The organism is Paracoccus jeotgali (genome assembly GCF_002865605.1).
GTDB lineage: Bacteria > Pseudomonadota > Alphaproteobacteria > Rhodobacterales > Rhodobacteraceae > Paracoccus > Paracoccus jeotgali.
The window spans coordinates 155,447-168,030 of sequence record NZ_CP025583.1; the positions used below are offsets into that span (position 1 = coordinate 155,447).

The 12,584-nt window shown below is 61.5% G+C and carries 13 protein-coding genes and 1 pseudogene; 8 read left to right on the forward strand and 6 right to left on the reverse strand.

Annotation, left to right across the window (positions count from 1 at the left end; all coding sequences use genetic code 11):
* Positions 1–199: 199 nt before the first annotated feature.
* The 5 genes from CYR75_RS00805 to CYR75_RS00820 form a co-directional block, all read right to left on the reverse strand.
* Entirely contained in the window at positions 200–1,501 is a 1,302-nt protein-coding gene (locus tag CYR75_RS00805; RefSeq protein WP_101498414.1) for an McrC family protein, read from the reverse strand.
* The gene (locus CYR75_RS16290) at positions 1,498–2,415 is read right to left on the reverse strand and encodes an AAA family ATPase (RefSeq protein WP_225972782.1); all 918 of its coding nucleotides are present in this window, start codon (positions 2,413–2,415) and stop codon (positions 1,498–1,500) included. Before CYR75_RS16290 ends, CYR75_RS00805 begins: the two co-directional genes overlap by 4 nt.
* A 20-nt stretch (positions 2,416–2,435) precedes the next feature.
* Complete coding sequence (locus CYR75_RS16295) at positions 2,436–4,070, reverse strand: P-loop NTPase family protein (protein WP_225972783.1); 1,635 nt, start codon at positions 4,068–4,070, stop codon at positions 2,436–2,438.
* A 100-nt stretch (positions 4,071–4,170) separates the two neighbouring features.
* Positions 4,171–5,715, reverse strand: coding sequence for a Fic family protein (locus CYR75_RS00815; RefSeq protein WP_101498415.1), 1,545 nt, complete (start codon positions 5,713–5,715; stop codon positions 4,171–4,173).
* A gap of 248 nt (positions 5,716–5,963) precedes the next feature.
* Positions 5,964–6,194 (reverse strand): hypothetical protein, encoded by a 231-nt coding sequence (locus CYR75_RS00820; RefSeq protein WP_101500789.1) that lies wholly within the window; start codon positions 6,192–6,194, stop codon positions 5,964–5,966.
* 77 nt (positions 6,195–6,271) lie between these two features.
* Between CYR75_RS00820 and CYR75_RS00825 the strand changes: the two genes are divergently transcribed.
* The 3 genes from CYR75_RS00825 (at position 6,272) to CYR75_RS00835 (ending at position 8,209) form a co-directional block, all read left to right on the forward strand.
* Positions 6,272–6,526, forward strand: a complete 255-nt coding sequence (locus CYR75_RS00825; RefSeq protein ID WP_101498416.1) for a hypothetical protein — start codon at positions 6,272–6,274, stop codon at positions 6,524–6,526.
* 42 nt (positions 6,527–6,568) lie between these two features.
* Positions 6,569–7,758, forward strand: a protein-coding gene (locus tag CYR75_RS00830; protein WP_101498417.1) for an IS3 family transposase whose coding sequence is annotated in 2 segments (ribosomal slippage) — positions 6,569–6,827 and positions 6,827–7,758 — 1,191 coding nt in all. Because the reading frame shifts where the segments join, the coding sequence is not laid out codon by codon here.
* Positions 7,759–7,870: 112 nt separating this feature from the next.
* Entirely contained in the window at positions 7,871–8,209 is a 339-nt protein-coding gene (locus CYR75_RS00835) for a DUF2285 domain-containing protein (RefSeq protein ID WP_225972784.1), read from the forward strand.
* 115 nt (positions 8,210–8,324) lie between these two features.
* Here the strand turns inward: CYR75_RS00835 and CYR75_RS15895 are convergent, their stop codons facing one another.
* Positions 8,325–9,521 carry a ComEC/Rec2 family competence protein gene (locus CYR75_RS15895; protein WP_158644544.1) on the reverse strand — a complete coding sequence of 399 codons (1,197 nt, stop codon included), beginning with the start codon at positions 9,519–9,521 and terminating at the stop codon, positions 8,325–8,327.
* A gap of 416 nt (positions 9,522–9,937) precedes the next feature.
* Between CYR75_RS15895 and CYR75_RS16300 the strand changes: the two are divergent.
* The 5 genes and pseudogenes from CYR75_RS16300 (at position 9,938) to CYR75_RS00860 (ending at position 12,582) form a co-directional block, all read left to right on the forward strand.
* Positions 9,938–10,218 (forward strand): annotated as a pseudogene (locus tag CYR75_RS16300) (helix-turn-helix transcriptional regulator).
* Positions 10,219–10,332: 114 nt separating this feature from the next.
* Entirely contained in the window at positions 10,333–11,346 is a 1,014-nt protein-coding gene (locus tag CYR75_RS00845) for a replication initiator protein A (protein WP_450091378.1), read from the forward strand.
* Positions 11,343–11,525 carry a hypothetical protein gene (locus tag CYR75_RS00850; protein WP_101498420.1) on the forward strand — a complete coding sequence of 61 codons (183 nt, stop codon included), beginning with the start codon at positions 11,343–11,345 and terminating at the stop codon, positions 11,523–11,525. The genes CYR75_RS00845 and CYR75_RS00850 overlap by 4 nt, the downstream gene beginning before the upstream one ends.
* On the forward strand, positions 11,522–12,040 hold the full coding sequence (locus CYR75_RS00855) for a DUF2840 domain-containing protein (RefSeq protein WP_101498421.1): 519 nt from the start codon (positions 11,522–11,524) through the stop codon (positions 12,038–12,040). The genes CYR75_RS00850 and CYR75_RS00855 overlap by 4 nt, the downstream gene beginning before the upstream one ends.
* Positions 12,037–12,582 (forward strand): S26 family signal peptidase, encoded by a 546-nt coding sequence (locus CYR75_RS00860; RefSeq protein WP_101498422.1) that lies wholly within the window; start codon positions 12,037–12,039, stop codon positions 12,580–12,582. Before CYR75_RS00855 ends, CYR75_RS00860 begins: the two co-directional genes overlap by 4 nt.
* Positions 12,583–12,584 lie beyond the last annotated feature (2 nt).

Below are 12,584 nucleotides of genomic sequence, written 5' to 3' on the forward strand. Positions count from 1 at the left end.
ATAGAAAACAATGGCTTGCAAGGTGGCGTGTGCACTGAATGTTCCCGTTTTGATCGCAGAATTTCGCGCTCTAGCGTAGGCCAGAGTGGGTCCTTTGGATGACTGGACCGACCGACATTTCGGACAGTTTGAATGGGGCGATCACCGGTTCATGCCGCCGCGATGGCAGCCACTCCGCTTGCCTCGCCCGGCGCTTTGCTTAGGCCGCCACGGCAGCCGGCAACATCCGTCCCAACAGCTTCTTCACAGCCTCGACATGCGATCCCGAGGGACGGGTCATGACGAGGGTTGCGACATGAAGGGTCTCTTCGGCGTCTTCACGTGCAATGGCGTATCGGGTGCATATCGGTTCTGGCGGGAGATCGCCGTGATGGGGGTAGAGCAACATGACGTCCCGGCCATAGAGTTGGCTGTAGGCCATCAGTTGATACACGTCGGCCTGGCTGATCCCCTGTTTGGGGTCGTCAATGCGAGGGGCCATCCGCTTCCACTTGGTGTCGACGACGAGGACGGTTTGATCCCCATTTCTGATGATGAGGTCCGGCTTGGTCCGAAACCGCCCCGTATCGGCTTCGAACAGGCAGTCCCGATGGCCGCCCTGTGCTGAAACCCGGTATCCGCTTCCGGCCAGAGCGCTAGTGACCAGTCTGGCGACGTATTGCTCGAACAAGGCATTCATCTCGAACAAGAGCGCATGACCATTCATAGCCCCCGCGCTGGTCTGCTGGTGCCGATCGCCGAGAAGGAGACGCGCGAAGGAAAGAAGCTCGCGCCACCGCTGATTGGTCCGATCCAGAGTAATCTGGTCCCATCGCAACGCAGGGACGGGAACCTCGGTCACATCCGCATAGGCGAAGCCCAGCTCGCGCAGGATACGCTGATTGTCGGGGGCCTGAGCCACACGCTGCAAACGGGTCACGGCGGCGCGCATCACCTGGTTCAGCGCGATGTCGGAGGACAGCTCGTCGTACCGACAGGCCAGCCGCTGTGGCGTAACCGCATGGCGTGAAAACTGTCGGGTGACGTCGAGCCTTCCGCGCAGGGCGGGGAGGTCGTCTGCATGATCCACATACCGGCGCGGCAGACCCATCCGCACCGCTTCCATCAGGCGGGCGCAAAACAGGCGGATCAACAGTTCCAGAATAGTGTCCTTCTGCCATCCGAGCTGCGCCATCGATCCTGCATCGATCCGCAGATCGTGAACCACCGCCAGCATGTGGATGAGACGGCGACGAAGGGTTTCGTCAGAAGCGTCGTGCTCTCCAAGACCTTCGATCTTGGGGAGGATCTCCAGCTGACATCCCGGCGCGGCGATCACGCCGACCACGCCGCGGGCCCGCAGGCCTTTGCGGCCGTGTTCGAGCACGCCTTCGCCGCCACGACCCGCGAAGCTGGAACGCGCCGCGACGGCGGCAATCCGATCAGCCTCGGCCGTCGGGATGGTGGAGTCGTCATCCCCGTAGCCGATGCGCTGCCATTCGCGGAGAGTGCGGCGGATCATGAGCCGAGCAGCCGCGCATAATCGAAGCTGTCTTCGCGCACGTCCCACCGGAAGCGCGGCATCGCCTCACCATTATCGAGCCCAGGCGGTGCCTTCAGGACCGACCTGTTCAGAAAGCCCCCCTTGATCGGCCTGTCATGCGTTTCCAGATCGCCGAGTACCGCGGCGATCTTCCCCCAGTCCTCGAAGAAGTACTCGGCCAGCAGCGGGATCACCTTGTGCCGCATTACCGCGTCGACATCCGCGCGGGTGTCGCAGCCGGTGAAATAGGCATGCCCGATCTGGTGATCGCGATCGTAGAGATACTCGATGCGTTCATTGATGATGGTCAGAAGGTTCGGCAGATCGATGCCCGTGCGGTCGGCCGCGTCCTTCAGCACGGACGGATCGGGCATCATTTCCCGGAATGTGAATCGCCGCCTCAGCGCTGTGTCGAGCAGAGCGATGGAGCGGTCTGCCGTGTTCATCGTGCCGACGATATGCAGGTTCGACGGAACACCGAACTCATCCCCCGAGTAAGGCATGCGCACCTTGAGATGGTTGGGCTGGCCAAGCCGCTTGTCTGGTTCCAGCAGCGTGATCAGCTCTCCGAACACCTTGGAGATATTGGCGCGGTTGATCTCGTCGATGATCAGGACGAAAGGTTCAGGTTCTGAGGGCCCCTCGTTCCTCTGGCTATTCATGTAGCGTTCAAGCGCGGGCACGTTGAGCGAGGACTTGTCGATTTCATATATTGTTCGCTGAACGAGGCCTACTTTGGCAACGTCGCTGGATTCTATGCCATCCCGATCAACCCAAAGCCAATTCACCGCGCGGCGATGGGCATAGTCTCCAGCACGTCCCTCTATCGGTTCAAACTTGTAGTCTCCCTCGACGATACCAATCGCGCGGACAAGCAAGTTCCCTTTGGTCACGATTAGAACGGCGCCGACTTTCAGGCTGTTCCGAAAAGGTTGGTCATCATCGTGGCAGGCTGAGAGATAAACGCCTCTGGGTCTTCCTTGCGCCGGGCTTCCGCAGCGGCGTGGATTGCCTCCCGAGTGCTAAAGCGGGGATCGGAGAGATCAAACTCGTAGAACCCAAAGATCGCGCAATTCTTCTCAATGGCTTCCTCAAAAAGCGGGGCGTCTTCGGGCAAGTGCTTCGCGCCTATCGACATCTTGAAAACACGTCGGCCTTCGAGCGAAAGCTTTGTTCCAGAACTGACCGTTCCTCGGCTCACTTCCGCGCGTCGCGCGATGCGACGAAAGATCCCTGGTACTGTCTCCAGCCGGAACCCCGCCGAGGATGTGTCCTCGCCATCATCCGCGCCGGTCATCGGCTGCCGGCCCTCGACGAACTCTTCATAAGCCATCGACTGATGGAAGGTAACGAACTCGATCCGCCCCGCGGCAAGAAATCCCTGGTAGACGGCCATCAGATCGTCGCGATCCTCTGGCACCTCTTCCCCACATAATCTGACGGCTTCGGCTGCCGTGCTGAACGTCTTCCCGGTGCCAGGCGGGCCATAGAGTATAAGATTGCTGGCTTTGGGGTGTGCATCGTTTTGGGCGACGGCCATTGTACGTTCCACTTGCTCTCTTGGTTTTTGGATGCCGCCATGGGCAGGCACCCCGATTTTCTCCGCTATGTTTGGGTCCAGTTGGTAGCCGACGAGCTTATCCCCACCGTAGGTCAAATAGTTGACCGTGCCGCCCGCGATGGCTTTGAATCTGGATGCAAGCCCTTCAACAAGCATCGCCCGCGCGACGACGACGATATCTTCAGTTTCAATTGCTTCGTCGGCTTTATTGCCTGCGCCCTTGGGCTTGATCCAATAGGCCGAGATACCGTTGGTCCGGTTGAAGTTCTTCACTGGTTGGTACGGCTTTCCAGCGGCGTCAAAGAGCGTGAATGGACGCTCGTTCTGTGACGCTGCCGCCTCGTCGAGCCCGAAACGAAATACAGTTGCCGAGCTTTGATCAGCACCGATCCGCTCCGGAGCGCTGACCTGTGCGAGGTCCTGGAAAATCTTGCCTGCCAGTGCCTGACAAATGTTCGGCCAAGCCTCATTCAGGTTGAGGGCCGTGTTCACGTCCCGAACGAGCACATCGACATGGGAGGTACCTTCTTCACGTGCGGGCTCGATGTACTTTTCCAGAACGTGTTGCCGAATGCGATCCGCATCCTTCGCTGTGCCCGGCGGATCACCCGCCAAGAACCGGCCGTACTGCGCCAACCAACTGCTCCAGTTCGACAGCCTGTTATGGGGCTTTTCCGAGTCCGGCATCAGGATACGAAAATCTTCGCCTCCTGACCGAGCGTCGTCACGCATCGCTTTGAGACGTTCCCTGAGGCCCACAAACTGATCGGCCTTCCAAGCTGCCTCGAGGTTCTGATAGGGCATACCAAGCGCGGTCAGGTTTCGTTCTAGCGTTCGGACTGCATAGGCCCTCGAGTTTCGCCCTGCTTCCGTTTGCGCACCGCCTTGTTCCAGCCATGCCTTGAATTCGTTCTCGTCCCTCAATTCACTGCCCTTCACGATGCATCTGTCCGCAGTCTCCAACGCTGCTGTCATTCTGTCCAACATTCTGGACTTTGGGAGAAAAAGAAAACCCCTGGGTGCGGAGCCACAACTTTGGAAGCTTATCGGTTTCCGTCAGGCAGCCGGACGGGGGGGCGGGCTGAATTCAATTCGAGAAGGCCGTCGTCACGATCTCCTCCAGGGCGGCGATCTCGGCATCGGTGAGTTTGTCGAAGGGGTCGCGGTCTCGCCTGCGCTTCGGGAACCGCCCGTCATTCTGGGTGACGAACAGGATCACCTGCCGTGCCAGAGCGTCCGGCATCTCGATGCGGTTCATGATGCCGCGCATCGCCGCGTCGTGACGCCTGAGATAGGTGATCTCGCGCGGGAGATCCTCCTCGATGGTCTTGCGCACGCAGTCATAGAGGAATTCGGCCTCCACTGTGCAGTCGTAGAAGCGATAGAGATCGGCCGTGTCGTTCAGCACCTCGACATTGCCGGTGGGCGTTGCGCGCCACGTGATGTGCTCCATCAGCGAGGCGGAGTGACCTTGCAGAACCGCCCGATAATCGTCGATGCGGTCGAGCATCACGGACGAGACCGGGAAGACCATCCCGGGTGGCGTGAACTTCCGCTCGGCGAGAACGTGATGGATCAGGCAGCGGTGCAGGCGACCATTCCCGTCTGCCAGCGGGTGGATATAGACGAAGCCGAAGGCGATGATGGCGGCCTGCAGGACGGGATCGACCTCTTCGGCATCGGTCAGACGGAGCCGGTTGTTGCAGTCGTTCAGCGCCGTCATGAGGTCGGGAACATCCTCGGGCCGCGCGCCGATGAACTCGGGCAAGGGGTCGTTGCTGTGGTCCCGTTCGCCCAGAAAGACCCCGTCGTCGCGATAGCCGATCGGGGTCAGGCGATCGTCGCCGATCAGGATGCGGTGCAGACGGTAGATCTCGGTCTGATTGAGGGGGCGCTTTCCGGCCTCTAGCACGGCGCGTCCCCAGCGTTCCAGGCGGTTGACGGGCGGGCGCTCGCCTTCGATCTCGAAGCTTGCGCGGCTGTCGGCCAGCAGCATGAAGCTCGCCGCGCGCGCCACGACATGGCCGCCTGTCTTGCCGATGGTCTCCTTGGCCCGCGCGGCCAGATCGAGCGAGATCAACGCCTCGAGCTTCTCGGTGCGGCGGATCACCGGGCAGAGGGCACCGGTGCCAAGCAGATTGTCCCGGACGCGGTGGCGCTGCGAGAAGCGCTCCTTGCCGGTGAAATAGTGGGCGGGGTCCAGAGCCGGGACCGCCGTGACGGTTGGCGCATCCTCGAGATCAAGCCTGCGTCCCGTCAGGGTCTCGAAGAAGAACCACAGCCGCCGGGAGAAGGCGCCAGTTGGTGTGGCGCGGACAATCGCTTCGATGTCCTGTTGTGGAACGCCATCGAACACGCGCTTGAGGATCAGGAGGTCGATGGTCTCATGCCGAAGGGCAAAGCTGAGATGGCCCTCCAGCGTCGCATCCGGCAGGTATCGCTTGTCATAGACCTGCCAGATCCCATCCGCGCGGACGTTGCCGCGCACATGTCGCTCCGAGATGCAGGTGGGGTTGCGCACCGGCGCAGGAATGCCGAACGCGGAGACCAGCGCGGCCCAACCTGCGAGGCTGGCCCCTTCGGGAAGGGGCTCATCCTGGAAGAAGGTGGGCGTCAGGCTCTCGGGTCTCATGCGTCGAAAAGGCCTCATGCGCGCGGATTATGACCACAAATCATGGGCCAGTGTCGAAAATCCTTATACGCCGGTTGCGCCGAAAATCAATCATGGATGTCGAAAACGGGTCATGTGAGTTGAGACTGTCGAAAATGGCATCGCGCCAAGCGCGTGGCCAGCCCTGTGCCCAAGTCGGGGGGACCGGCAGCGCGCCGTTTTTGCAACGTGCGCAGAGAGCGGGACGGCCGATCGCCGTTGGGCTGAGTTCAGCCGGGCGGCGCCTCGCGCTTCTTTTGCCGCGCCAGTCGCAGCTCCTCTTCGTAGGACTCGCGCGCCGCCTGCTGTGCGAGGAGACGGACAAGGCGCAGCAAGCGGGGGTCGGGTGACCCACGGGGGGTGAAGGTCAATTCCGGCCCTTCGAAGACCATGCTTTCGCGAAACGCCTCGAATTCGCTTGGCTGGGTCGGGCCGTCTTCTGGGGGATCTTGCTTTGTCATCGCGGAAAACTCCTGACTGAAGGCATTGAACGGGGGGAACCCGTGGTTGAGCCTATGGCGCATTCAAGGAGGAAGACATGTTCATGAACCAGCGAACCCAAGTCGTTTACAGCCTTCTGGCCGAGTATGTGCGCAGCCCCTCCCTGCGCCACATGCGGGAGGAGCGGTCCCTCGCCAAGCTGGCCCTCGAGATCGTCACGAAGCTCGATAAGGACAGTTCGGTCTGGAAGAAATGGGAAGGGCCGCGCGACAAGATCCTCGGCGCGGCCATCGAGTGCTGGATCCCAAAGGCGGACATGCTCGACTTCCTTGACGTTGCCCCCTCTGCCTAATCCAGTTTGAGGTAGACTCTGGCCTAACCGAAAGGACCAGAGATGAAGCGCAGCAGGTTCACCGAGGATCAGATCATCGGCATTCTGAAGGAGCACGAGGCGGGGATTTCCGTTGCCGATCTTTGCCGTAAGCACGGCGTCAGCGATGCGACCGTTTACAAGTGGAAAGCCAAGTATGGCGGCATGGATGTCAGCGAGGCGAAGCGTCTGAAGGCGCTTGAGGATGAGAACGGCAGGCTGAAGAAGCTGCTGGCCGACTCCATGCTCGACAATTCGGCCTTGAAGGATCTGCTCGGAAAAAAGTGGTGACGCCCGCCGCGAAGCGGCAAGCGGTCGCGCATCTAGTGGCAAGTCACGAGATGAGCGAACGGCGGGCGTGCCGGGTGATCGGCTGTTGCCGGATGACCATGCGGTATGAGGTGGTCCGCCAAGACGACCCTGTGCTGCGCGAGCGGCTGAAAGAATTGGCAAAGGTCCGGCGCCGGTTCGGGTATCGTCGGTTGCATGTCTTCCTGCGGCGCGAGGGCCACGAGGTCAACCACAAGCGCCTGTTTCGCATCTACCGCGAAGAGCAGTTGCATGTCCGTCGCCGGGGCGGGCGCAAGCGGGCCATGGGCACACGGGCCCCGATGGTGCTGCCTTTGCTGCCAAACCAGCGCTGGTCGCTGGACTTCGTGTCAGACCAGCTGACCGATGGCCGCCGGTTCCGGATCATGACCGTGGTCGATGACTGCACGCGGGAATGCTTGGCGCTGATCGCGGACACGTCGCTCTCGGGGGCAAGGGTGGCGCGGGAACTGGCGACGCTGTTCGACACCCGCGGCAAGCCTCAGACGGTGGTCAGTGACAATGGAACCGAGTTCACCTCGAATGCGATCCTCAAATTCGTGGATGACCGCAAGTTTGACTGGCATTACATCGCGCCCGGAAAGCCGACCCAGAATGCCTTCATCGAAAGCTTCAACGGTCGCCTGCGAGACGAACTCTTGAACGAAACGCTGTTCCCGTCCCTGCACCATGCCCGCGCAACGCTGGTCGCCTGGCGCACGGACTACAACACCGAACGCCCCCACTCCCGCCTCAGCTGGCAGACCCCAGCCGAGTTTGCCGAAACCTTCACCCCGCAACGGGGCCTGACGCTGCGCAATCCGCAAAGCTCCGCGCCAGCCCCCGTTGCCCAACCCGCCCAAATGGGCAAAACTCAGTCCCGGAGTCTCGCTCACGCTGGATAAAAGTTGGGGGGCAACGTCAGCGGCGGATGCAGAAGAGGGGCGCTATGGCGCCCTTGGCACGGATGGTCCCGTTCCCTTTTTGAACATGGCGGGGCGCATGGACACCGGGTCCATGGCCATCCTGCTGCCCCTTGATGATGACCTGCCGGGCCGGATCGAAGCGATCCAACGGTTCTGGCAGATGCTGAAGGCGCGCCCGGTCCCGCGCGATACTCGCATGACCCCATACCAGCGTCAGCGGTTCCGCCTGATGATGCAGGCCGCAGACGGGCGTGCCGCGGGCGCGAGCTACCGCGAGATCGGCGTCGCGCTCTTCGGGGAACGGCGCGTCCTAGGTGAACCGTGGAAGACCTTCCCGCTGCGGGCAGCGGTCATCGCGCTCGCCCGAAATGCCTCAGCGCTGATCGGCGGCGGGTATCTGGGCCTCCTGCGGCACCGTCGAAAACCCTAGAGTTATCTTCTTCTGACGAGCTGTGAACTCGGCCTAGATCGGCGACGAAACGCAGTGCAGTATGGCATTGGTCTATTTTGTAGCTTTCTCCATGCTTCTTCACGAGGCTAGTCTATCAAGGGAAAAGCATTTTGTTTCCTCGAGTGCGCCCTCCAAAAGCAGCCGTAGCCTCGATCCGCCATTTTTGGCTGGCGTGATCCGCCAGTGTTTGTGGGTCTGGGTGCCTGTACTTGTTTGGCAGTCCAAAAGACGCTACTGCGCGACTGGTAGGAACAGCTGGAGGCGGCAAGATAGTCGAAGCCGCACCATGATGGGGTATCGTCAGTCTGCTCACACCAGATAACATGGTCGGATCAATGTTGTCGTAACTTGCATCTGCGGTCAGCAAGGCTGTCTTACCCTCTGCTTCATACCGCAACAGGTACCCGGTTCCGTTTCGATCATTTTGCACTTTGGATATCCCCCGCGACATACGGAAACCTCCCCCCGCTGCAGGTCCATCAATAAACGTTAGGCGATGACCTAGTTGCTTCTGGAAACGAGCCGTATTCAAGCCGACTGGTTGATCCGGTGCAAACCACCGAAGCTGGTGGTATGGAGCATTGCGCCGTCCGAGTTCAAAGTGGTCAAAGTCCCAATGGGACAATATGACGAACCCTGATGGTAAGGCTGGCAAACCATATTTGATTGGAAACGAACCCCTGTTGAACCAAAGCGGGGATCCAAGATCAAAGAAGCCAATCGGCTGGCCATCACGCCGTATGAGGTTTGCCGAAGCTTGGCCCACATCGAGGACGACAATCTCGATCTGTCCGCCAACGCCAATCTGTTCGATCGCATCCGCCGCGCTTTCTCGCTTCGAATCTTTTGCCTGCAAAATAGCAGCATCAATAAGTTTCGTCAGTAGATCGCCATCGCTGGTCCGGGCGGCACCGTCCGAAGCCTCGATGCGGCGCATGCCACGTACCGATCTAGAGCGCCTGCTGGCGTAGTTCTCGGATGCGCGCATCTCCCAAGCCCTGGGAATTCCGCCGGAATTGTCCAACTCAAACGATAGCCAGTTGCCCGGCCGGACTTCGGCCAGACCGAACATGTCGTTAAGACGCTTTGGAGTCGACATGATGCGGACAAGGGCTAGAGAGTCTGGACTCTCGGCCGCAGACGCACTGTCGCGAATAAACTCGTCCTCCCGCACGGCGTCGATCAATAGAAACTGCCGGCTGAGGGGGTCATGGGGAACAGCTTCGATCACGTCTTCGACCACGCCCAGATAGGGTGTCGGATCACGCGGTTCGCCATCGCCGTGTTTCAATCGCCGTTTGCCCTTACCGTTCAATTTTGAGCCTCACCTTAGCGACGAAAATTACATTGAGATTTACCCTATGTGAACTCTCATGCAACGCTAAGCGGAGTTGAGGGGCAGGGGCAGGCCAAGGTATGCTTCGTTCGTCGACCCATATTATATCAGCTGTCTGGTTCTTGGTTTTGTATCATCTAGGGTTTGCTGGCCTTTCTCCGCGTAGCCGCCTCTCGAGACCAAGTAACCTGTTAACTGAGAACCTCTCGCGTGGTGTTGAACCCCAGCCGTCGAGGCGAGGCTGCCTTTGGGGGTAGGATACTTCCACCCCCAATCTTCCTCATCCCCCTTTCCGGTCCTTCTTCGCCAGCCTGCGCGGGACAGGCCGTCCTTTGCCGACGGCCTTCCACAGACCCACGGAGGCCCCATCCATGCGACCCGATCTCGCCGTTCTGCCGCCACGCTACCTGCGCACCAAGGAGGCGGCCACGTTCCTCAGCCTGTCGGCGCGCACGCTGGAAAAGCACCGGACCTATGGAACCGGCCCGCCTATCACAAGCTCGGCGGGCGCGTCGTCTATTCGGTCGATGACCTCACGGCGTGGGTTGCGCGCGGCTCGGTCACTTCGACCTCCGATCCGCGCGGCCAGGTCCTGCCGGCCAAGCGCATGACGGCGTCGCCACATGCCGTGCCAGCGCGCGCGACGCGCTGACGGCCCTTCCGGTTCCTCATGCCCCCGACGCCCCGCAGCGCCTCCGAGCGCGGCCAACTCGACCTCTTTCGGGCGTTGCCGGGGGAGTTCGCCCCACGTGACGCGCAGGATCTCATGGCTTATCCGTTCTTCTCCCTGTCCAAGTCGCCGCGCATCCGCCCCATCGATTTCGTGGCGGGAAACGTCGCAATCCGCGTCGAGGCCGTGCCCGATCACGGCATGGCCACGATCTGGGATGCCGATATCCTGATCTGGGCCGCGAGCCAGATCGTCGAAGCGCGCGATGCAGGCCTGCGCACCTCGCGGCTGATGGCGGCCACACCCTATGAGATTCTCAACTTCACCGGGCGCGGGACGTCGCTTCGAGACTATCAGCGCCTGAAGGCCGCGCTGGACCGGCTGCAGTCGACCACGGTGGCGACAACGATCCGCCAGCCCGCCGAGGGGCGACGCCATCGCTTCTCCTGGATCAACGAATGGCATGAACGCAGCGACGCGAGGGGGCGACCTGACGGCATCGAGCTGATCGTCCCGGACTGGTTCTATCGCGCTGTCCTCGATGACGCGCTGATCCTGACTATCGACCGCGCCTATTTCGATCTGACAGGCGGCCTCGACCGCTGGCTCTACCGCCTTGTGCGCAAACATGGCGGGCGACAGGCGGGTGGCTGGCGCTTCGATTTCCGTCACCTGCATCAGAAATCCGGAAGCTTGTCACCCTTCAAGCGCTTCGCCTTCGAGCTGCGCGACATCATCCGCCGCCAGCCGCTGCCCGGCTATGTCCTCTTCGCCGAGATCGAATCCGGCGGCCGCATGCTGCTGGCCTTCGAGCCTGCCGCGCCCTGTGGACAAGCTGTGAATGGCCTCGTGCCATCGGGAACCCTAAGCTCGTGCTATCGGGAACCGAAACCGCGCTCAACCACATGCACCACAACAGAAAATCGCGCCCTTAACTTAGAGTCTAACAAAGATTCTAACCTTGAAGAGCACAGGACCGCTGTCGAAACCTTGATCGCAAGGACTGGTGCCGCGCTGAAGGCCGGGTATCGGCGCCGGGGAAGGGGGCTCGAAAAGCCCGTTCTACGAGAACCAGAATTGCCCCTCGGCAAGCCGGGGGAACGGCCATGACCCGTGCGCTCCTCACGCTGAATAGCGGGGTCGGCAGCACCAGCCTTGCCGTTGATATCATGTCCGAGCTGCGGGGGAGCGTCCTTCTTGCTGCTTGCCAGCAAGGTCAGACCTGCGCTGCTATGCTGCGCGATCTGATCGGCTATCCCCCGTTCACCGAAAAGGGGGCCCCGTCATGACTGGCAAGCTCCCGCAGCAACTCGACGCACACACGACGCAAGACCGGCCCATTGCGTCGATCACATGGGTCGATCTGACGTTCCAGCGACGCCGCGTCGAGCAGTGGATCCGCTTCGGCCACCCGTGCCGGGAACAGGTGATCGACCGGCAAAGACGGAGAGTTGGCTTTGCCTCCGGCGCGATCTTCGGCTCCGTCCGCTGGGCCGGAAGCGAGCATGGAACCGTCGCCGTGCGGCTCGTCATCTTGCGTGCTGTCTTCCGCACCGAGCCCTTCCAGACGCTCGGTTTCGTGCATCCCGGTGCCGAAATCCTGCTGCAGCTGGATGGCTGGCCGAGGGTCAAGCGCACCCTGGAAATCATCGACGCCATCGAAGCCCTCGGGATCGATCCGACCGCCGTCGCGCCAGATCATTGGCGTCATGTCCACAATCGCCTGCTGGCCGGACAGTCCCCGTCGGTCTATTCCTCCGCGCGGCATGCGGCCTGGCTTGCGCGGCGCAGGATCTGGCCATGAAGCGCCGCGTGATCCTCCTCTTGGCCGCGATGGGTCTGGCGACTCTTGCAGTTCCGTCAGTCGCAGTTCTGCCCGCGTGGCTGATCTGGAACGCGTCTGCCAGCGTGCCACTCGGACTCTACTGGGTCGAGCGCCCGACCGGGCTCGACATCGGCGACCTCGTCGCGGTCATGCCGCCAGCGCCCCTTGCCGCGTTCATGGTTACGCGCGGCTATATCGGCGCGGATGTCCCGCTCTTGAAGCATGTCGCGGGCCTGCCGGGACAGCGCATTTGCCGCATCGGCGCGACAGTCATCGTCGATGACGTCGTCCTTGCGCAAGCGCTGCCTCGGGATCGGCTCGGTCGCGATCTGCCCGACTGGCAGGGCTGCCGCCTGCTTCGGGAAGGCGAAATCTTCCTCATGAATCGCGAAGTCCGGGACAGCCTCGATGGCCGCTATTTCGGGCCGCTCCCGGCTGACGCCGTCATCGGCATGGCGCGCCCGATCTGGGTGGCTTCCGAGCCAGCCGAGCCCCGAGACGGGCGCTTCATCCACCCCTGACA

Coding starts and splice junctions, on each gene's coding strand:
- CYR75_RS00805 (WP_101498414.1), bottom strand. CDS start 1,501: ATGATCCGCCGCACTCTCCGCGAATGGCAGCGCATCGGCTACGGGGAT.
- CYR75_RS16295 (WP_225972783.1), bottom strand. CDS start 4,070: ATGTTGGACAGAATGACAGCAGCGTTGGAGACTGCGGACAGATGCATC.
- CYR75_RS00815 (WP_101498415.1), bottom strand. CDS start 5,715: ATGAGACCCGAGAGCCTGACGCCCACCTTCTTCCAGGATGAGCCCCTT.
- CYR75_RS00820 (WP_101500789.1), bottom strand. CDS start 6,194: ATGACAAAGCAAGATCCCCCAGAAGACGGCCCGACCCAGCCAAGCGAA.
- CYR75_RS00825 (WP_101498416.1), top strand. CDS start 6,272: ATGTTCATGAACCAGCGAACCCAAGTCGTTTACAGCCTTCTGGCCGAG.
- CYR75_RS00835 (WP_225972784.1), top strand. CDS start 7,871: ATGGCCATCCTGCTGCCCCTTGATGATGACCTGCCGGGCCGGATCGAA.
- CYR75_RS00845 (WP_450091378.1), top strand. CDS start 10,333: ATGGCTTATCCGTTCTTCTCCCTGTCCAAGTCGCCGCGCATCCGCCCC.
- CYR75_RS00850 (WP_101498420.1), top strand. CDS start 11,343: ATGACCCGTGCGCTCCTCACGCTGAATAGCGGGGTCGGCAGCACCAGC.
- CYR75_RS00855 (WP_101498421.1), top strand. CDS start 11,522: ATGACTGGCAAGCTCCCGCAGCAACTCGACGCACACACGACGCAAGAC.
- CYR75_RS00860 (WP_101498422.1), top strand. CDS start 12,037: ATGAAGCGCCGCGTGATCCTCCTCTTGGCCGCGATGGGTCTGGCGACT.